This is a genomic window from Streptomyces racemochromogenes (genome assembly GCF_039535215.1).
GTDB classification, from domain to species: domain Bacteria; phylum Actinomycetota; class Actinomycetes; order Streptomycetales; family Streptomycetaceae; genus Streptomyces; species Streptomyces racemochromogenes.
Map to the genome: position 1 here is coordinate 1,865,283 of NZ_BAAAWT010000001.1, position 18,486 is coordinate 1,883,768.

Annotated in this window: 17 protein-coding genes; 4 read left to right on the top strand and 13 right to left on the bottom strand. The window is 72.2% G+C overall.

The genetic code is table 11. The features are described 5' to 3' along the window. Positions 1–6 precede the first annotated feature (6 nt). Both ABD973_RS08390 and ABD973_RS08395 read left to right on the top strand, forming a co-directional pair. Entirely contained in the window at positions 7–1,527 is a 1,521-nt protein-coding gene (locus tag ABD973_RS08390; protein WP_345499570.1) for a cytosine permease, read from the top strand. 62 nt (positions 1,528–1,589) lie between these two features. After that, positions 1,590–2,576 (top strand): LLM class flavin-dependent oxidoreductase, encoded by a 987-nt coding sequence (locus tag ABD973_RS08395; protein ID WP_125822632.1) that lies wholly within the window; start codon positions 1,590–1,592, stop codon positions 2,574–2,576. A gap of 45 nt (positions 2,577–2,621) precedes the next feature. Here ABD973_RS08395 and ABD973_RS08400 read toward each other — a convergent pair whose 3' ends face one another. From ABD973_RS08400 to ABD973_RS08415, 4 genes are all read right to left on the bottom strand, one after another. Beyond that, entirely contained in the window at positions 2,622–4,055 is a 1,434-nt protein-coding gene (locus tag ABD973_RS08400; RefSeq protein ID WP_125822631.1) for a sugar porter family MFS transporter, read from the bottom strand. A 183-nt stretch (positions 4,056–4,238) separates the two neighbouring features. After that, complete coding sequence (locus ABD973_RS08405) at positions 4,239–7,967, bottom strand: AAA family ATPase (protein ID WP_345499574.1); 3,729 nt, start codon at positions 7,965–7,967, stop codon at positions 4,239–4,241. A gap of 182 nt (positions 7,968–8,149) precedes the next feature. Then, positions 8,150–8,365 carry a hypothetical protein gene (locus tag ABD973_RS08410; protein ID WP_125605129.1) on the bottom strand — a complete coding sequence of 72 codons (216 nt, stop codon included), beginning with the start codon at positions 8,363–8,365 and terminating at the stop codon, positions 8,150–8,152. Positions 8,366–8,714: 349 nt separating this feature from the next. Continuing rightward, on the bottom strand, positions 8,715–8,996 hold the full coding sequence (locus tag ABD973_RS08415) for an acylphosphatase (RefSeq protein ID WP_007266807.1): 282 nt from the start codon (positions 8,994–8,996) through the stop codon (positions 8,715–8,717). 133 nt (positions 8,997–9,129) lie between these two features. Here ABD973_RS08415 and ABD973_RS08420 point away from each other — a divergent pair, with 133 nt between their 5' ends. Then, a complete protein-coding gene (locus tag ABD973_RS08420; protein ID WP_345499578.1) occupies positions 9,130–10,002 on the top strand; it encodes a CAP domain-containing protein in 873 nt (290 codons plus the stop codon). 94 nt (positions 10,003–10,096) lie between these two features. Here the strand turns inward: ABD973_RS08420 and ABD973_RS08425 are convergent, their stop codons facing one another. Continuing rightward, entirely contained in the window at positions 10,097–10,708 is a 612-nt protein-coding gene (locus ABD973_RS08425) for a flavodoxin family protein (RefSeq protein ID WP_125594591.1), read from the bottom strand. Between the two features lie 129 nt (positions 10,709–10,837). Here ABD973_RS08425 and ABD973_RS08430 point away from each other — a divergent pair, with 129 nt between their 5' ends. Next, positions 10,838–11,242 carry a winged helix-turn-helix transcriptional regulator gene (locus tag ABD973_RS08430; protein ID WP_125594590.1) on the top strand — a complete coding sequence of 135 codons (405 nt, stop codon included), beginning with the start codon at positions 10,838–10,840 and terminating at the stop codon, positions 11,240–11,242. Here the strand turns inward: ABD973_RS08430 and mutM are convergent. The 8 genes from mutM to recG form a co-directional block, all read right to left on the bottom strand. Continuing rightward, positions 11,215–12,084, bottom strand: coding sequence for a bifunctional DNA-formamidopyrimidine glycosylase/DNA-(apurinic or apyrimidinic site) lyase (mutM, locus tag ABD973_RS08435; RefSeq protein WP_125822628.1), 870 nt, complete (start codon positions 12,082–12,084; stop codon positions 11,215–11,217). The two genes, ABD973_RS08430 and mutM, sit on opposite strands and share 28 nt — an antisense overlap. 84 nt (positions 12,085–12,168) lie before the next feature. Next, positions 12,169–12,990 (bottom strand): ribonuclease III, encoded by an 822-nt coding sequence (gene rnc / locus ABD973_RS08440; protein ID WP_125594588.1) that lies wholly within the window; start codon positions 12,988–12,990, stop codon positions 12,169–12,171. A gap of 19 nt (positions 12,991–13,009) precedes the next feature. Continuing rightward, a complete protein-coding gene (gene rpmF, locus ABD973_RS08445; protein WP_003965982.1) occupies positions 13,010–13,183 on the bottom strand; it encodes a 50S ribosomal protein L32 in 174 nt (57 codons plus the stop codon). A 2-nt stretch (positions 13,184–13,185) separates the two neighbouring features. After that, positions 13,186–13,887: a YceD family protein gene (locus ABD973_RS08450; RefSeq protein WP_386382866.1), complete on the bottom strand. Its 702-nt coding sequence runs from the start codon at positions 13,885–13,887 to the stop codon at positions 13,186–13,188. Between the two features lie 78 nt (positions 13,888–13,965). Next, on the bottom strand, positions 13,966–15,006 hold the full coding sequence (locus tag ABD973_RS08455) for a DivIVA domain-containing protein (protein WP_345499581.1): 1,041 nt from the start codon (positions 15,004–15,006) through the stop codon (positions 13,966–13,968). A gap of 105 nt (positions 15,007–15,111) precedes the next feature. Further along, positions 15,112–15,591: a pantetheine-phosphate adenylyltransferase gene (coaD, locus tag ABD973_RS08460; RefSeq protein WP_185899221.1), complete on the bottom strand. Its 480-nt coding sequence runs from the start codon at positions 15,589–15,591 to the stop codon at positions 15,112–15,114. Between the two features lie 14 nt (positions 15,592–15,605). Continuing rightward, on the bottom strand, positions 15,606–16,184 hold the full coding sequence (gene rsmD / locus ABD973_RS08465; RefSeq protein WP_125822626.1) for a 16S rRNA (guanine(966)-N(2))-methyltransferase RsmD: 579 nt from the start codon (positions 16,182–16,184) through the stop codon (positions 15,606–15,608). 74 nt (positions 16,185–16,258) lie between these two features. Next, the gene (gene recG, locus ABD973_RS08470; protein WP_125822625.1) at positions 16,259–18,466 is read right to left on the bottom strand and encodes an ATP-dependent DNA helicase RecG; all 2,208 of its coding nucleotides are present in this window, start codon (positions 18,464–18,466) and stop codon (positions 16,259–16,261) included. Positions 18,467–18,486 lie beyond the last annotated feature (20 nt).

The window sequence follows — 18,486 nt, forward strand, 5'->3', positions numbered from 1 at the left end:
AACCGCATGCCCGCCGAGCCCGCCACCGGCGCCATACCGGCCCAGACCACAGCCGAAGCCGCAACCGGAGCCGCAGCCGCAGCCGCCCAGGCCAGCGGCAGGAACGCCGCCGAGACCCGCGGGCTGGAGCCCGTACCGGACGCCGAGCGCACCGGCCGGGTCCGCGAGCTGGTGCCCACCTGGGTCGCCGCGAACATCAGCGTGCTGCTCCTCACCATGGGTGCGGGCCTGGTCATCTTCAACAAGCTGAACATCTGGCAGGTGCTGGTCGTCGCGCTCGCCGCGCCCGTCGTCTCGTACGGGATCGTCGGCCTGATCTCCATCGCCGGCAAGCGCGGCGGGGCGCCGGGCATGGCGCTGTCGCGGGCCGTCTTCGGCCAGCGCGGCAACCTCTTCCCCGGCGCCCTGATCTGGGTGGCGCGCTGGGGCTGGGAGACCATCAACGCGGTCAGCGGCGCCTACGCCGTGCTGACCGTCCTGGACCTGCTCTTCGGCGTGAAGAGCAACACCGCCCTCGTGGTCGTGACCCTGCTGTTCTTCGTGGGCTGCACCTTCGTGGTCTCGGGGCTGGGCATCAACGCGCTGCGCGTCTGCTCGACGTGGTCGACGTACCTCTTCGGCGGCTTCAGCGTGCTCGTCCTCGGCTACCTGCTCTTCACCACCGACTGGTCGGCCGTCTTCGGCAAGCCGGCCGGCTCCACGGCGATGATGGTCGCGGGCATCGGCACCATCGCGGCGGGCGGCATCAGCTGGGTGCCGTCCGGCCCGGACTTCACCCGCTACCTGCCGCGCACCGCCTCGGCCAAGGGGATGGTCGGCGCGACGGTCGGCGGCGCGGGCGTGGTGGTCCTGCCGATGGTGCTGATGGGTGCGGTGATGGCCGTCGGCACGCCGGACCTGGCGAGCGCGCAGGACCCGGTCTCCTTCATCGGCGAGCTGCTGCCGACCTGGATCGCGGTGCCCTACCTGCTGATCGCCCTGATCGGGATGCTGCTGATCAACTCGATGTCGATGTACTCGGCCGGGTTCACCGCGCAGACCCTGGGCATCAAGGTGCCGCGCGCCTGGGCGGTCAGCGTCAACGCCGTCATCAGCCTGGTCTTCGGCTTCCTGCTGATGGTGGTGGCGACCAGCTTCTTCGGCTCGTTCATCTCCTTCCTGACGCTGCTGGCCGTGGCCTTCTCCGCGTGGATCGGCGTCTTCGGCGTCGACATGCTGCGCCGGCCCTCCTACGACGGTGCCGCGCTGCTGGACACGACGCCGGGCAGCGCCTACTGGTACCGGGGCGGTTTCGCCTGGCAGGCGATGACGGCCTGGGGCGCGGCCCTGGTCGCGGGGCTGCTGTTCACCAAGGTGGACTGGTTCAGCGGGCCGCTGGCCTCCACCTGGATCGGCGAGAACGGCCTCGGCTGGGTGACCGGCATCCTGGTCTCCGCCGCGCTGTACGCCGTACTGCCGCGGACTCCGGCCCCGGCGGCGCCGGAGCCGGGCGCGGAGCGCGTCCCGGCCGGCACCCTGTCCAACTGACGCCGCGTCAGCTAACGTCCCCCCTCGCCCGACCGTCCGCATCTGGCGAAGGGGGACTTCCCATGCCCATCACCGTGGCCCGGTTCAACCTGATCGACCCCGACGGCACCCCCGCGACGCTGGCCGCCCGCTACCAGGCCGCGGTGGAGATGGCCCGGTACGCCGACGAGCACGGGATCGACACGATCCAGACCGAGGAGCACCACGGCACGGACAACAACTGGCTGCCCTCCCCCTTCGCGTTCGCCGGCGCCGTCCTCGGCGCGACCCGGCGGATCGCGGTCACCGTGTCGGCGATCATCGGCCCGCTGCACGACCCGCTGAAGGTGGCCGAGGACATCGCCGTGCTGGACCTGATCGGCGGCGGGCGGCTGGTGACCGTCGCGGGCATCGGCTACCGGCCCGAGGAGTACGAGCAGCACGGGGTGGAGTGGGGACGGCGCGGCCGGCTCCAGGACGAGCTGCTGGAGACCCTGCTGAAGGCCTGGACCGGCGAGCCCTTCGAGTTCCGCGGCCGCACCGTCAAGGTGACCCCGGTGCCCTTCACCCGGCCGCACCCGATGCTGCTGGTGGGCGGGAGTTCGAAGGCGGCGGCGCGGCGGGCGGCCCGGCTGGGGCTGCCGTTCTTCCCGAGCGCGCACCTGCCGGAACTGGAGGCGTACTACGCGGAGCGGCTCGCGGAGTACGGCACCGAGGGCTTCTGCATGATGCCGGCGCGTCAGACCCCGCTGCTGCACGTCTCGGAGGACCCGGAGCGGGCGTGGGCGCTCTACGGAAAGCACTTCCTGCACGAGGCGGGCATGTACGCCTCCTGGCAGTCCAAGGACATCCGCTCGGCGGTGCGGTCCGGCGCCCGCACGGTCGAGGAGCTGCGCGCCGAGGGCGTCTACCGGATCCTCGACCCGCAGGAGGCGGTGGCGTACGCGCGCGGAGCGGGCGAGGCGGGCAACCTCGTCCTGCACCCGCTGTGCGGCGGGATGCCGCTGGAGGAGGGGTGGCGCGGCCTGCGGCTGCTGTGCGAACGGGTACTGCCCCGGCTCAGGGACTGAGCCGGGGCAGCGCCGCGGAGAAGAAGGGGTGGTGGCGGGGGTTGGTTACCCCATCTCCTCCAACGCCTTGCCCTTGGTCTCCGGCACCCACTTGAGGATGAACGGGATCGAGAGCAGGGCGAAGACGGTGTAGATGACGTACGCGCCGGACAGGTTCCAGTCCGACAGGGTCGGGAAGGTGACGGTGATGGCCCAGTTGGCGACCCACTGGGCCGCGGCGGCCACGCCGAGCGCGGCGGCGCGGATCCGGTTGGGGAACATCTCGCCGAGCAGCACCCACACCACCACGCCCCAGGAGAGGGCGAAGAAGAGGACGAAGGCGTGCGCGGCGATCAGCGCGACGGTGCCCTGGGTGTCGGGCATGGAGATGTCGTCGCCGGTGCCGGTCTTGTACGAGAACGCCCAGGCGCAGAGGCCGAGGGAGACGGCCATGCCCGCCGAGCCGATCAGCGCGAGCGGCTTGCGGCCGATCCGGTCCACGAAGATCATCGCGATCACCGTGCCGATGATGTTGATGATCGACGTGGTGAAGGAGTACAGGAACGAACTGGTGGGGTCGATACCGACGGACTGCCACAGCGAGGAGCTGTAGTAGAAGATCACGTTGATGCCCACGAGCTGCTGGAAGACCGAGAGGCCGATGCCGACCCAGACGATGGGCAGCAGGCCGAAGCGGCCGCCGAGCAGGTCCTTGAAGGTGGACTTGTGCTCGGAACGCATGGCCGCCTCGATCTCGGCGACGCGGCCGTCCAGGTCGACCTTGGTCCCCTCGACCTCGGCCAGCACCTTGCGGGCCTCCTGGTTGCGCCCCGCGGAGATCAGGAAGCGGGGCGACTCGGGGATGACGAAGGACATCAGCCCGTAGAGCACGGCCGGGACCACCATCACGCCGAGCATCCACTGCCAGGCTTCGAGGCCGCCGATCTGCCCGCGCTGGTCGCCGTCGGCGAGGTTGAGGATGCCCCAGTTGACCAGCTGCGAGACGGCGATGCCGATGACGATGGCGGCCTGCTGGAAGGAGGCCAGCCGGCCGCGGTAGGCGGGCGGGGAGACCTCGGCGATGTAGGCGGGGCCGATGACGGAGGCCATGCCGATGCCGAAGCCGCCGACGACGCGCCACGCGGCGAGGTCCCAGAGCGCGAACGGAAGGGCCGAGCCGATGGCGCTCGCCGTGAAGAGGACGGCGGCGATCTGCATACAGCGGATGCGGCCGATCCGGTCGGCGATGCGGCCGGCGGTGGCGGCGCCGAGCGCGCAGCCGATCAGCGCGGCGGCGATCACCTGGGCGAGCGCGGCCGAACCGACGTCGAAGCGGTCGCGGATGGCGACGACCGCGCCGTTGATGACGGAGCTGTCGTAGCCGAAGAGGAATCCGCCCATGGCGGCGGCCGCGGTGATGAAGATGACGTGCCCGAGGTGGTCGGGCTGGGACGCTCGTCCGCCGCCGGGCGCCGGTTCCTGCGCAGTGCTGCTGGTCAAGGTGTGCTCCGTGGGGGGTTCTGTCCGTTCTCCTAGTGGCGCACAGGTCAAGATCGGGCACCACCGGAAGGCGGGAGGCAGCACAGAGCCTATGTGTTCATTTCCTGAAGTCAATAGCTGGTGTGAAGGTCGGATTAACTTCCGCAGGTCGGGCTTTGATTTCACTTCTTGAAGCTGTAGGGCTCAACGGAGGCGCTGGCTGATGACCTTCGAGACCCCGTCGCCCTGCATCGAGACGCCGTAGAGGGCGTCCGCGACCTCCATCGTCCGCTTCTGGTGCGTGATCACGATCAGCTGCGAGCTCTCCTGGAGCTCCTCCATGATGCGGATCAGCCGCTGGAGGTTGGTGTCGTCGAGCGCCGCCTCCACCTCGTCCATCACGTAGAACGGGCTGGGCCGGGCCTTGAAGATGGAGACCAGCAGCGCCACGGCCGTCAGCGACCGCTCGCCGCCGGACAGCAGCGACAGCCGCTTGACCTTCTTGCCCGGCGGCCGGGCCTCGACGTCCACGCCGGTGGCCAGCATGTCGTCCGGGTCGGTGAGCACCAGACGGCCTTCGCCGCCGGGGAACAGCCGCGAGAACACCCCCTCGAACTCCCGGGCCGTGTCCCGGTAGGCCTCGGTGAAGACCTGCTCGACCCGCTGGTCGACCTCCTTCACCACTTGAAGGAGGTCGGCACGGGTCTTCCGCAGGTCACCCAGCTGCTCACTGAGGAACCGGTGGCGCTCCTCCAGCGCCGCGAACTCCTCCAGCGCCAGCGGGTTGACCTTGCCCAGCTGCTGGTAGGACCGCTCGGCCGCCTTGAGCCGCTTCTCCTGCCGGGCCCGGTCGAAGGGGCCCGGCCGGTTGCGGGGGTGCTCGGGGTCCTCCGGAAGCACCTCGCCCTCGGCCGGCGGCGACGGGGGCACCGGCTGGTCGGGCCCGTACTCCGCCACCAGGGCGGCGGGCTCCACGCCCAGCTCCTCCAGCGCCCGCGCCTCCAGCTGCTCGATCCGCAGCCGCTTCTCGGCGCCGAGCACCTCGCCCCGGTGCACGGAGTCGGTCAGCTTGTCGAGCTCGCCCTTGAGGTCACGGCCCCGGCCGCGGGCCTCGCCGAGCTCCTGCTCAAGCAACCCCTTGGCGTGCTCGGCGGCCGAACGCTCCAGCTCCGCCCGGCCGATCGACACCTCCAGGTGCGCCAGCAGCTGCCGGGCCCCGTCGGCGACGGCCCGGCCCACCTCGGCCTCGTACCGCCGGCGCTGCCGGCGCCGCTCCGCGCGGGCCCGGGCCTCGCGCTCGGCGCGGGCGCCCCGGTCGAGCGCGTCGGCCCGGCCGGCCAGGCCCTTGACCCGCTCCTCGTGCGTACGCAGCTGGAGGCGGGCCTCCATCTCGGTCTGCCGCGCGTTCGCCCCGTCGGCGGAGAGCCGGTCCCGGGCCGAGGTGTCGGGCTCCTGCGCCAGCGGCATTTCCTCCGCGACCGCGAGCCGCTCCGCGCACTCCTCCACGTCGAGCCGCGCGCGTTCGAGGGCCTCCTGGGCGGTGGCCGCCGCCCCGGCACTGCGCTCGGCCTCGCCCTGGGCGCCCTTCGCCTGCCCGGCGAGCCGGCCGAGCTGCTGGGCGGCCCCGGCGCGGGCCTTCTCCCCGGCCCGGCGCAGCTCCGCCAGCTCCTCGGCGCGGGCCGCCGCGCCGTCGCGGCGCTGCCGGGCCGCCTCCTCGGCCCCGGCCAGCTCCCGGCACTCGCCGTCCAGCCGCTCCAGTTCCGCCGCCGCCTCGTCGACGGCGGCCCGGACCTCGATGAGGCTGGGCGCGCCCGCGGAGCCGCCGTGTGCGAGGTGGGCGCCGAGCACGTCCCCGTCGGCGGTGACCGCGACCAGGTCCGGCCGCGCGGCGACGACCGCCTCGGCCTCCTCCAGGCTCCCGACCACGACGTGGTTCCGCAGCACCCATGCCACGGCCCGCCGCACCTCCTCAGCCCCCCGCACGAGCGAGGCGGCCTCCGGGTACGCGGCCCCGACGGCCACTCCCGCCCCGCCGGCCGCGCCCTCCAGCCCCGCCGGCGCCTGAGGCGCGGGGTCCGGGGCGGGCCCCCGCCCGCGGGGAAGCCGCTGATCAGCATGGGGGGAAGGGGCGGGGTGGGGGGCTTCCGCCCCCTGGGCCTGGCCGGGCAGCGCGGCGCCGCCCGGGGCCACGGGGCCCTGCTCGGGGATCGCAGCACCGGCGGCACCGGCGATCAGGAACGTGGCCCGCCCCGCGTCGGCGTCCCGCAGGTGCCGGATGGCTCCGGCGGCCGCCCCCGCCGAGGCGACCGCCACCGCGTCGGCGGCAGCCCCCAGCGCGGCGGCGACGGCGACCTCGTACCCCGGCACCACCGACACCCGCTCCGCCGCCGGCCCCAGCACCCCCGCCAGCCGCTCCCGCACCGCGAGCAGCGCCCCGGTCCCGTCCTTGCGCCGCAGCCCCAGCGCGAGCGCCTCCCGCCGCGCCGACACCGCCGCGCGGGACCGTTCCGCCGCGCCCAGCGCCTCCCGGGCGGCGCCGAGCGCGGCCTCCGCCCCGGTCAGCTCGGCCTTCGCCGCCTCGTACTCCCCCTCCACCGAGGGATCTTCGAGCCCGCCGACCTCCGCGGCCAGTTCCTCGTACTCCTCGCGGGCCGCCACCGCCCGGGCCTGCGCCTCGTCCCGGGCCGCCACGAGCCGCTCGATCTCGGCCTGCGCGGCGCCCGCGCGCGAGCGGGCCGCCCCCAGCCGGCCGGTCAGCCGGGCCAGCTCCTCGCGCCGGTCGGCGATGGCCCGCGCGGCCTCCCGCAGCCGCCGCTCCTCCAGCGCGAGGGCCCGTTCCAGCTCGGCCCGGTGCGCGGCGGTGTCCTCCAGGGCCCGCTCGGCCGCCTCCAGCGCCGCGGTCAGCTCCGCCTCCTGCTCCCGGATCCGCGCGGCCTCCCGCTCCAGATCCTCGGGGTCGCGGCCGCGCCGCTCCTCCTCCACCGGCGCGGACGCGCTCCTGACCCGGGCCTCGGCCAGCGAGGCGGTGCCGCGCACCCGCTCGGCGAGCTGCGACAGCTCGTACCAGGTCTGCTGGGCCCGCTGGAGCCGCGGCGCGAGACGGCGTACCGATTCCTCCAGCTCGGCCTCCCGGCGCAGCGCGCCGGCGAGGTCCCGTTCCGCGGCCTCCTTGCGCTCCTTGAGCGCGGCCTCGTCCGCGATCTCCGCCTCCAGCGCGCCCCGCAGCGCCACCAGGTCGTCGGCGAGCAGCCGCAGCTTCGCGTCGCGCAGGTCGGCCTGGATCACGGCGGCCCGGCGGGCCACCGCCGCCTGCCGGCCCAGGGGCTTGAGCTGGCGGCGGAGTTCGTCGGCCAGGTCCTGCACCCGCGCGAGGTTGGCCTGCATCGCGTCGAGCTTGCGCAGCGCCTTCTCCTTGCGCTTGCGGTGCTTCAGTACGCCCGCGGCCTCCTCGATGAAGGCGCGGCGGCCCGTGGGGTCGGCGTGCAGGACGGAGTCGAGCTGTCCCTGTCCGACGATGACGTGCATCTCGCGGCCGATGCCGGAGTCGGAGAGCAGCTCCTGGATGTCGAGGAGCCGGCAGGTGTCACCGTTGATCTGGTACTCGCTGCTGCCGCCGCGGAACATGATCCGCGTGATGGTGACCTCGGCGTAGTCGATGGGCAGGGCGCCGTCGGAGTTGTCGATGGTGAGGGAGACCTCGGCCCGTCCCAGCGGCGGGCGTCCCGTGGTGCCCGCGAAGATGACGTCTTCCATCTTCCCGCCGCGCAGGGACTTGGCTCCCTGTTCCCCCATGACCCAGGAGAGCGCGTCCACCACGTTGGACTTGCCGGATCCGTTCGGTCCGACGACGCAGGTGATCCCCGGTTCGAAGCGCAGGGTGGTGGCGGAGGCGAAGGATTTGAAGCCACGCAGGGTCAGGGACTTGAGGTGCACGCCGCCGGACTCTACCTTTCACGTTCGGTTTCACCCATGAAGGTGCAGGGCACATCAGACGTTAAAGGAATCAGCCCCCCACCTGGCCCAACGCGTGTCGCGTGCGGCGGAAAGAAAGAAGGGACGCCGAGGCGTCCCTTGCAGATCATTCGGGGCTGGAGTCGAACGACGGTGAGAGCGGATCAGGTGAGCGCAGGCTCCGCCTGGGGTACGTCGATCTCGATGCTGTCCAGCAGCGACTCTCCGTGCTGAGCGGCGGCCGCGGTCAGCGCGTCGTTCTCGGACTGGATCCGTCCGAGCTCGGACTCGAGGTCCTGGACGCGCTGCTGAAGCCGTCGCATCTCGGCGAGGAGTCGCGGGTCGGAACCGCCGACGTAACCGAGAAGCGCCTTTGCCATGATGGATGGTCCTCCACACTGAGTGACCGACCGAAGCGGTGTGGGTCGTGAGGGAATCGCACCCGCGGATGTCCGGCAACGACAGTCAGTCACTGCGCTTACTGCTACCACCACTGCCAAACAGCTCGGGTGCGCGGGGCTTCCAGCGTCTCACCAAAAAGTTTGACGGTCAACACGATCACGCCCCGTATCGGCGGGCGGCCCGGTCCGCGCTGGGGGCGGAGGGATCATCCTCGCCTCCGAGCCTTCCACGGATCCACCGCCGCGGCAACGCGTCGGCGGCGAATGCGCAGATCCGACCGGGTGCGGACGTTCCGGGGGTCTGATCAGTCCATGATCAGTCGATTGGTCACCGGATCTCGAAGCCGTCGTAGCCACCGCGCGGTGTGCCCCAGATCTCTGTCACCCCGTCCACTCGTCCGGGCGTGTCGGCGGAGCGGAGCCAGTCCAGCAGCCGGTGGCAATTCTCACGTTGACCTTCCGCCACGACCTGCACTCGCCCGTCGTCGAGGTTGAGCGCGAAGCCGGCCATCCCTCCGATCTCCAAGGCATTGGCCCTGGTGAACCAGCGGAAGCCCACTCCCTGTACACGGCCACGCACCCAGGCGGTCATGCGCACGTCTTCATCCATGCAAGAACGCTAACCGGGCAAAGGGTTTCCGGGACCCATCGCCCCCCTTGTCCCATGGGCTACAGTCCCCCACCAATGACTCACCCTTTCGGGTGAGCAAACGTTGATCTTGCAAAGGGAAGGCACGGCACCCATGGGACGCCACCGACTCCACGCCGCACCCCGGCGCGGCGCCAAGCGCACCGCCGTGCGCACCGGGCTGTTCGGCGCGTCCGTGGCCGTGGCCCTCGGCACGGCGGCCGTGACGACCGGTTTCGTCCCGGTCGGCGGCTCCTTCCCGTACGTCGGCACGGGTGCCGGGGAGAGGACGGAGGCCCGGGCCGAGCCGTCGGCCGCCGCCTCCCCCGAGCCGGCCGGGCAGCCGAACGGTCTGGCCAACCTGTCGGGCCGGGCCTCCGCCGCCGCCCCGCAGGCCGGCACCTCCTCCGCCGCGCCCTCCCCGTCCGTGTCGCCCTCCCCTTCAGGGTCGCCCTCGGCGTCCCCGTCGCCCGCGGCCTCCACGAAGGCCCCGGACCAGGCGCCGGAGAAGGCCCCGGACAAGGCCCCGGAGACGAGCGCCGCACCCAAGCCCGCCGCACCCAAGCCGCCGACGGCCCCCAAGCCCGCCGCTCCGACGGCCGACGGCGGGCAGTCCGCCGAGGAGGCCGAGGTCCTCGCGCTCGTGAACCAGGAGCGCGCCCAGGCCGGGTGCGTACCGGTCCGGGCGAACCCGCCGCTCGCGGCGCTGGCCGGCGCCTTCAGCAAGGACATGGCGGTACGGGGCTTCTTCGACCACACCGACCCGGACGGGAACTCGCCGTGGCAGCGGGCCCAGAACGCGGGCATCTCCGGCATGGGCGGCGAGAACATCGCGCGCGGCCAGGGAGACGCGAAGTCCGTGATGCAGGCCTGGATGAACAGCCCCGGCCACAAGGCGAACATCCTCAACTGCGAATTCCGCACCCTGGGCGTCGGCGTCTGGTTCGGCTCCGGCGGCCCCTGGTGGACCCAGGACTTCGGCTTCTGACGGGGCCGCACCCGGTGCGCGTACGCGGACGGGCGGACCACCCGAGGGTGGTCCGCCCGTCCGCGTAGGCGCGGGTGGCGCGGGGGCGCGGCCGTCAGGCTCCGGCCGCCGCCAGGGCGGCACGGCCCGCGACGATCACGCGGGCGTGCTCGGCGACGCGCCGGCCCAGGTGCTCGGCGGTGGCGATGTCGGACTTGTGGACGGCGTCCGGGCCCTCGTCGTTGTTGGTCTGGGCGGCCGCGCCGGAGGAGAAGCCGAGGCGGTTGAGGTCGGTCTCGGCACCGCCGCTGTGGTTCCAGCCCGGCTTCAGGCCCAGGCTGACCCAGCTCATGCCGTGCTGGGCGGCCAGGATCTGGAAGAACTGCAGGGTGTTCAGCTTGTCGCCGGCCTTGGAGCCCGAGTTGGTGAAGCCCGCCGCGACCTTGTCCTGCCACACGTCGCCGAACCAGCGCTTCGAGGAGGCCTCGGCGAAGACGTGGAAGGCGCCCGACGCGGTGCCCATGTAGGTCGGGGAGCCGAAGATGATCGCGTCCGACTCGTCCAGCAGCGCCCATTCGGCGTCGGTGATCTCGTCGACCTTGATCAGGTGCACCGTGGCGCCCGTGTCGGCGGCGCCGGCCCGAACGGCCTCGGCGACCACGGCGGTGTGCCCGTAGCCGGAGTGGTAGGCGACGGAGACGACGGGGGTGTGGGTGTTCGCGGACATGACTGTTCTCCTCGAAACGTCGGGCGGCGCAGTGCGACCGGGGCGCAGGACTGCGCTGGAGCAAGAGAAGCACTAACTTTTGGAAAGCGCAAGCAGAAAGTTAGCGCTGCCCGGGAGTACGCTTGTGTCATGGAGAACCCCGCCTGTCCCGAAGCCGTCACGGCCGACCTGCCGTTCGACGTCTTCGCGCGCGCCTGCCCCTCGCGCGAAACCCTGGAACACGTCACCGGCCGGTGGGGCAGCCTCACCGTGGGCGCGCTGCGCGAGGGCCCCTGCCGGTTCAACGAGCTGCGCCGCCGGATCGACGGTGTGAGCGAGAAGATGCTCTCCCAGACGCTGCACGCCCTGGAGCGCGACGGGATCGTGCTGCGCGAGGCGCAGCCGACCAACCCGCCCCGCGTCGACTACGAGCTGACCCCGCTGGGGCGCGAGGTCGCCGACCGCCTGCGCGCCCTGATCGACCTGCTGGAGACCAGCATGGACGAGGTGCTCGCCTCCCGGGAGGCCTACGACACGGCGCGCGGCGGCCTCTGACAGCGCGGGCAGAAGTAGCTGGACCGGTTCATCCAGGCCCGGCGGCTCATCGGCGTGCCGCAGCGGCGGCAGGGCCGGCCCTCGCGCCCGTAGGCGTCGAGCGACCGGTCGAAGTAGCCGGACTCGCCGTTCACGTTGACGTACAGACTGTCGAAGCTGGTCCCGCCGACGTCGAGCGCGGCGTTCATGACCTCCCGCACGTGCGTGAGGAGTTCCGCGCTCCGGGGGCGGGTCAGGCTCGCGGTGGGGCGCTCGTAGTGCAGCCGGGCGCGCCACAGCGCCTCGTCGGCGTAGATGTTGCCGACCCCGCTGATCAGCGACTGGTCCAGCAGGGCCCGCTTGACGGTGGTGCGCTTGGCGCGCAGCGCCAGGTGGTAGGCCCCTTCGTCGAAGAGGGGGTCCAGCGGGTCGCGGGCGATGTGCGCGATCACGTCCGGCAGGCCCTCGGCGCTGCCGGGGACGGTCTCGTGCAGCGAGAGCCCGCCGAAGGTGCGCTGGTCGACGAAGCGCAGTTCGGTGCCCGTGTCGTCGGCGAAGCGCAGCCGGATCCGCAGGTGCTTCTCGTCGGGGGCGTCGGCCGGCTGCACCAGCAGCTGCCCGCTCATCCCGAGGTGGCCGAGGACGGACAGGTCCCGGCCCTCCAGCGGCAGCCACAGGTACTTCCCGCGCCGCCGCGGCACCCCGATGGTCTGGCCCGCCAGGCGCGCCGCGAAGTCGGGGCCGCCGGCCAGGTGCCGGCGTACGGCCCGGGGGTGGAGCACCTCCACCGCCGCGACGGTCCGCCCGGCCACCCACCGCTCCAGGCCGCGCCGTACCACTTCCACCTCGGGCAGCTCGGGCATGGTGTTCCTCCTGGAGGGGGCGCGGCGTCGAACAGGAAACCCCGCCGCACCGGGGTGCGACGGGGTCACTGTAGAAGAAGCCGGTCAGGCCTCCGGCGCCGGGTCGGCGGGCGTCGGCGCCCCGTCGCCCTGTGCCGGAGCGGCGGCGGCAGCGGCTTCCGCCGCCTTGCGCTCGTCCGCCGCGGTGCGGATGCCGCGCCAGGCGGATTCCGCGGCCTGCTGCTCCGCCTCCTTCTTGCTGCGGCCGGTACCGGTGCCGTACGAGACACCACCGACGCGGGCGGCAGCGGTGAAGGTCTTCTCGTGGTCCGGTCCCGTCTCGGTGACCAGGTATTCCGGTACACCGAGACCCTCGGCCGCCGTGAGCTCCTGGAGACTGGTCTTCCAGTCCAGGCCGGCACCGAGGTTGGAGGACTTCTCGATGAGCGGGTCGAAGAGCCGGTGGACCAGCTCCGAGGCCGCGTCGAGGCCCTTGTCGAGATAGACCGCGCCGATCACCGCTTCAAGGGTGTCGGCGAGGATGGAGGCCTTGTCCCGGCCACCCGTGCCCTCTTCGCCCCGGCCGAGCCGGATGAAGGAGCCGAGTTCGAGGCCGCGCCCGACCTCCGCCAGCGCACGAGAGTTGACCACCGCGGCCCGCAGTTTGGCCAGCTGGCCTTCCGGGAGGTCGGGGTGGGTCGTGTACAGCGTGTCCGTGACCACCAGGCCGAGCACGGAGTCCCCGAGGAACTCCAGGCGTTCGTTGGTGGGCAGGCCGCCGTTCTCGTACGCGTACGAACGGTGGGTCAGCGCACGCACCAGAAGGGCGGACTCGAGTTGGTACCCGAGCCGCCCTTCCAGAAGCGTGTGGGACGAGGCCGCGTTGTTACTGTCTGCCTGCTTCTCAGCGTTGGACAGCTCAGACATTGCGCCTCTCACCAGCCGCTCAGACCTCGAGGACCTGGCGCTTGTTGTAGGTGCCGCAGCTCGGGCACGCGATGTGCTGGAGCTTCGGCTCCTGGCAACGCTCACACGAAACCAGGGTGGGGACCGCAGCCTTCCACTGCGACCGGCGGTGGCGCGTGTTGCTGCGCGACATCTTCCGCTTCGGAACAGCCACGGCTACTTCTCCTGCTTCTCGGCGGCGCTCTGAACGTCGTCAGATGCAGTGCCGCTCATGTTGTCCTTCTCGTCGTCCTGATCGGTCACGACGAGTTCCTGCAATGCCGCCCAACGGATGTCGACGGCGTCGTGGTGGTGCTCCGGGTCGTCGTTCAGGCTGAGCCCGCAGTCGGGGCACAGTCCGAGACAGTCCTCCCGGCACACCGGCTGCATCGGCAGTGCGAGCACCACCGCATCGCGCAGCACGGGTTCGAGGTCGAACAAGCCGTCCTCGAGGTGGAGCGTGTCCTCGTCGTCCTCGGCGTCGTCGGCCGGCTCCGCCTTGGGGCGGCCCCGGTCGTCGGCGTCAGGGTACGAGAACATCTCCTGGAAGTCCGCCTTGAGCTCGCGCTCGACGGTCTCCAGACACCTTACGCACTCCCCCGTCGCCGATGCACGGACGGTGCCTGTGACAAGCACCCCTTCCATGACCGACTCGAGGCGGAGGTTGAGCTTCAGCGGCGCGCCTTCCGGCACTCCGATGACGTCGACGAGACCGAGGTCCGCCGGCGCCGGGATCTCGCGGGACAGCCGCTGCATGGCACCAGGACGCCGTCCCAGCTCGTGCGTGTCGAACACGAGGGGGTTGCGGTGGTCGAGGCGGGTGTTCAGGGCCGTTCCTGCTTTCACAGATCGCTGAAGATCAAAGATTCCGCCGCTCACGGGCAGCATGGATCGCGACGCATACGCGCGACCGAAGAGCCAGGATACCCGGCGCTTCGCTCTGAGCCCAATCCGGGCTCAGCGCCCCTGTCCGTACTGGTGGAGCTGTTCCAGGTTGATCATGCTCGTGTCGAAGAAGCTGGTCTCGTCGAGCGCCGGCCGCTGGGGGTGCTGGGGCTGCTGCTGGGGCTGCTGCTGGTAGAAGGCGTACGGGTCGGGCTGCTGCTGGTAGCCGCCGTACGGGTCCGGCTGCTGGGGGTAGCCCGCGTACGGGTCCTGGTACGCGTAGCCGTCCTGCTGGGGGTGGGCGGCGGGCTGCGCCGGGTACGCCGCCGCGTAGCCGTCGTACACCGGCTCCGGCTGGGCGGGCAGCGGCACGGGCTCGGGGCCGGGGTCCGCCAGGCCGGCCAGGAACTCCGCGTCGCTGGACGGGCGGGCCCCCCGGGCCCCGGCGGCGTCCTGGGCCGCCATGTGGGCGCCGAGGTCGTCCGCGGGCGCCCGGCCCAGGAGCTTCTGGCGTCCCCGGCCGACGGCCTCCAGGGTCTTGGACAGCACCGCCTCGAAGGTGGCGAGCTTCTGGTCCACGTACGCGTCCGCCTGCTCGCGCCGGGTCTGCGGGTCGGCGCTGGGCTCGGGGGCGCCGCTGTCGTCGCGGCCGTGCTCGTCCGTGCCGGGGCCCCGGCCGAGCAGCTTCTCCCGGCCGCGGTCCACGGAGCCGATGGTCTTGCTGAGCACGACCTCGAAGTTGGCGAGCTTGCTGTCGACGTAGTCGTCGGCCTCGGCCCGGATCTCGGCGGCCTCCCGGCGGGCCTCGGCCAGGATCCGGTCCGCCTCGCCCTGCGCGTGGCGGGCGATCTCGGTGCCGGAGATCAGCGATCCCCGCTCGGCGTGGGCGGACTCGATGATGCGCCGGGCCTCCCGGCGGGCGTCCTCGACCATCTGTTCCCGGCCGCCGATGAGTTCCCGGGCCTGGGCGAGCGAGCCCGGCAGGGCCTCCCGCAGCTCTTCGAGCCGGGCGAGGAGTTCCGCGCGGTTGATCACGCAGGAGGCGGACATCGGCATGGTGCGGGCTCCGCCCACGGCCGCGACGATCTCGTCCAGCTTCTTCTGTACGTCCATGGGGGGCTCGCGCTCTCTCGGCCTAGGACTGACGAGAGACGACTGTAGGGCCCCCGGACGGACGCGCGGGACGGGCCGGGGAAGACCGGCCCGTCCCGCGCCGGGTCACTTCGCGCGCAGCCGTTCGACCAGTGCCGCGTGGACGTGCGCGGGGAGCAGGTGGGCCACGTCGCCGCCCCAGGTGGCGACCTCCTTGACCAGGGAGGACGACAGGAAGCTGTAGGTCGGGATGGTGGGGACGAACAGCGTTTCGACGCCCGACAGTCCCATGTTCATCTGGGCCATCTGGAGCTCGTAGTCGAAGTCGCTGACGGCGCGCAGGCCCTTGACGATGGCCGGGATGTCGCGCTGCTTGCAGAAGTCGACCAGCAGCCCGTGGAAGGACTCGACCTCGACGTTGCCGTAGTCGGCGGTCGCCTCGCGGATCATGTCGATCCGCTCCTCGATGGTGAACAGGCCCTGCTTGGACTTGTTGATCATCACGGCGACGTGCACGACGTCGTACAGCCGGGCGGCGCGTCCGATGACGTCGAGGTGCCCGTTGTGGATGGGGTCGAACGATCCCGGACAGACGGCGCGGCGCAACTGAGCTCCCTCGTTCATGAGTCTTCGCTGGTGAAGGCGGCGCGACCGTACCAAAGGGTGCCTTCGCCGTACTTGCGCGAACGCAGCGGCTCGAACCCCTCCGGCCACGGGAACGGACCGCTCCTCGTGCTGCGCTCCACCGTGACGAGCGCGTCGTCCGTGAGCCAGCCATTGGCGCGGAGTGTGAGGAGGATCTCGCCGAGCTCGGCGTGCTCGACGGCGTACGGCGGGTCGAGGAAGACGATGTCGTACGGGTCCCCGGGCGCGGCGGCGGCCACGACCTGCTCGGCCTTGCCGGCCCGGAAATCGGCGCCGGGCAGGCCCAGGGTCCTGATGTTGTCCCGGATGGCCTTGGCGGCCTTGGCGTCGGCCTCGACCAGCAGGGTGTGGGCGGCGCCCCGGGAGAGGGCCTCCAGGCCGACGGCGCCGGAGCCGCCGTAGAGGTCGAGGACGCGGGAGCCGTCGACGCCGTGCAGGGACTCCCAGGTGGAGAAGAGCCCTTCGCGCATCCGGTCGGAGGTCGGGCGGGTGCCGGTGCCGGGCGGCACGGACAGCCGCCGCCCGCCGGCGGTGCCGGCGATCACGCGGGTCATCTGGGGTCCTTCGCTGGGGCGGTCGGGGGGAGGCCCTGGCCTCCGTTCTGGCCTCCAACGATAGGTCGTGCGCCTCAGCCCTTCTCCAGGTACTGCTCCCGCTCGGCGTCCAGCAGGGCGTCGAGCGCGGTGCGCAGCCCGGGCAGGTGCTCCAGCTCGGGGTCGGCGGCGACGACGCGGGCGGCCTCCTCCCGGGCCTGGGCGATGACCTCCTCGTCGTCGATGACGGCGAGCATCCGCAGCGAGGAGCGGACGCCGGACTGGGCCTGGCCGAGGACGTCGCCCTCGCGGCGCTGTTCCAGGTCGATCCGGGAGAGTTCGAAGCCGTCGAGGGTGGCGGCGACGGCGGCGAGCCGGGCCCGGGCGGGGCTGGCCTCGTGCATCTCGCTGACCAGCAGGCACAGGCCCGGGGCGGAGCCCCGGCCGACGCGGCCGCGCAGCTGGTGGAGCTGGGAGACGCCGAAGCGGTCCGCGTCCATGATCACCATGACGGTGGAGTTGGGGACGTTCACGCCGACCTCGATGACGGTGGTGGCGACCAGCACCTTGACCTCGCCGGCGGCGAAGCGGCGCATCACGTCGTCCTTGTCGGCGGGGTCCATCCGCCCGTGCAGGACCTCGACGGACAGTCCGGCGAGGGGGCCCCGGGTGAGCTGTTCGGCGATGTCCAGCACGGCCAGCGGCGGCCGCTTCTCGGCCTCGTCCTCGGCGGAGGCCTTCTTCTTGTTCCCGGGGTCGTCCTCACCGTCGCCGATCCGCGGGCAGACCACGTACGCCTGGTGGCCGTTCTCCACCTCCTCGCGGACCCGCTCCCAGGCCCGGGCGAGGAAGTGCGGCTTGTCCTTGGCGGGCACGACGTGGGTGGCGATCGGGGAGCGCCCCGCGGGCAGCTGGTCGAGGACGGAGGTCTCCAGGTCGCCGAAGACGGTCATGGCGACGGTGCGCGGGATCGGGGTGGCGGTCATGACGAGCAGGTGCGGCGGCTGCTTGCCCTTGGAGCGCAGGGCGTCGCGCTGTTCGACGCCGAAGCGGTGCTGTTCGTCGACGACGACCAGGCCGAGGTCGTGGAACTGCACCTTGTCCTCGATCAGGGCGTGCGTGCCGATGACGAGGCCGGCCTCGCCGGTGACCAGGTCGAGCAGGGCCTGGCGGCGGGCGGCGGTGCCCATGGAGCCGGTGAGCAGGACCACCTTGGTGCCCCGGTCGGAGCCGCCGAGCATGCCGCCCTCGGCGAGTTCGCCCATCATCTCGGTGATCGACCGGTGGTGCTGCTGGGCGAGCACCTCGGTGGGCGCGAGCATCGCGGCCTGCCCGCCGGAGTCGACGACGGCGAGCATGGCGCGCAGGGCCACCATCGTCTTGCCGGAGCCGACCTCGCCCTGGAGGAGGCGGTGCATGGGGTGGCTGGTGGCGAGGTCGTCGAAGATCTCCTTGGAGACCTTCTGCTGGCCCTCGGTGAGGGTGAAGGGCAGTTTGGCGTCGAAGGCGTCGAGGAGGCCGCCGGGGGCGGCGCGGCGGGCGACGGCGGGGAGCTGGGAGTCCGCGTGGCGGCGGCGGGCCAGGGCGACCTGGAGGACGAAGGCCTCGTCCCACTTCAGGCGCTGGCGGGCGTCCTCGATGTCGGCCTTGGTGGCGGGGCGGTGGATCTTGAGGAGCGCCTCGGGGAGCGGGACGAGCCCGCGGCCCTCGCGCAGGGCGGGCGGGAGCGGGTCCACGGCCTCCTGGGCGCGGGGCAGTACCGCGTCCACGCACTTGGCGATCTTCCAGGACTCCAGCTTGGCGCAGGCCGGGTAGATCGGGATCAGCTGGTTGGCGAAGGCGGTGGCCGCGTCCCGGTCGGAGGCCTCGGCGCCGAGGGGTTCGTACGCGGGGTGCGCGAGCTGGAGCTTGTGGTTGAAGCGGGAGACCTTGCCGGCGAACATGGCGCGGCTGCCGGGCAGCAGCTCCTTGTGCGGCTTGTGGACGCCGGCGCCGAAGAAGACCAGCTGGAGGCGGCCGCTGCCGTCGGTGATGGTGACTTCGAGGCGCTTCCCGCCGCCGCGGCCGCCGTGGTAGGTGAGCAGGCGGGCGTCGGCGACCTGGGCGACGACGGTGACGTGTTCGTCGAGCTGGTCGGCGAGGTCCGCCAGCGAGGTCAGCTCGCCGCGCTCGGCGTACCGCCGGGGGTAGTGGTGGAGCAGGTCCAGGGCCGTGTGCAGGCCGAGCTGCTCGGCCAGCACCTTGGCGGTGGCGGGGCCGAGGGTCTTCTTGAGGTCTTCGTCGAGCGCGGGCACGTGTTCCATTGCACACCATCGCGCTGACA

Excerpts from the sequence above, each read along its gene's own strand:
- ABD973_RS08455 (WP_345499581.1), bottom strand. The coding sequence starts at position 15,006 with ATGGACGTACAGAAGAAGCTGGACGAGATCGTCGCGGCCGTGGGCGGA.
- recG (WP_125822625.1), bottom strand. The coding sequence starts at position 18,466 with ATGGAACACGTGCCCGCGCTCGACGAAGACCTCAAGAAGACCCTCGGC.
- rnc (WP_125594588.1), bottom strand. The coding sequence starts at position 12,990 with ATGTCTGAGCTGTCCAACGCTGAGAAGCAGGCAGACAGTAACAACGCG.
- rsmD (WP_125822626.1), bottom strand. The coding sequence starts at position 16,184 with ATGACCCGCGTGATCGCCGGCACCGCCGGCGGGCGGCGGCTGTCCGTG.
- ABD973_RS08390 (WP_345499570.1), top strand. The coding sequence starts at position 7 with ATGCCCGCCGAGCCCGCCACCGGCGCCATACCGGCCCAGACCACAGCC.
- ABD973_RS08410 (WP_125605129.1), bottom strand. The coding sequence starts at position 8,365 with ATGGCAAAGGCGCTTCTCGGTTACGTCGGCGGTTCCGACCCGCGACTC.
- ABD973_RS08420 (WP_345499578.1), top strand. The coding sequence starts at position 9,130 with ATGGGACGCCACCGACTCCACGCCGCACCCCGGCGCGGCGCCAAGCGC.
- ABD973_RS08395 (WP_125822632.1), top strand. The coding sequence starts at position 1,590 with ATGCCCATCACCGTGGCCCGGTTCAACCTGATCGACCCCGACGGCACC.
- ABD973_RS08425 (WP_125594591.1), bottom strand. The coding sequence starts at position 10,708 with ATGTCCGCGAACACCCACACCCCCGTCGTCTCCGTCGCCTACCACTCC.
- ABD973_RS08430 (WP_125594590.1), top strand. The coding sequence starts at position 10,838 with ATGGAGAACCCCGCCTGTCCCGAAGCCGTCACGGCCGACCTGCCGTTC.
- ABD973_RS08415 (WP_007266807.1), bottom strand. The coding sequence starts at position 8,996 with ATGGATGAAGACGTGCGCATGACCGCCTGGGTGCGTGGCCGTGTACAG.
- mutM (WP_125822628.1), bottom strand. The coding sequence starts at position 12,084 with ATGCCCGAGCTGCCCGAGGTGGAAGTGGTACGGCGCGGCCTGGAGCGG.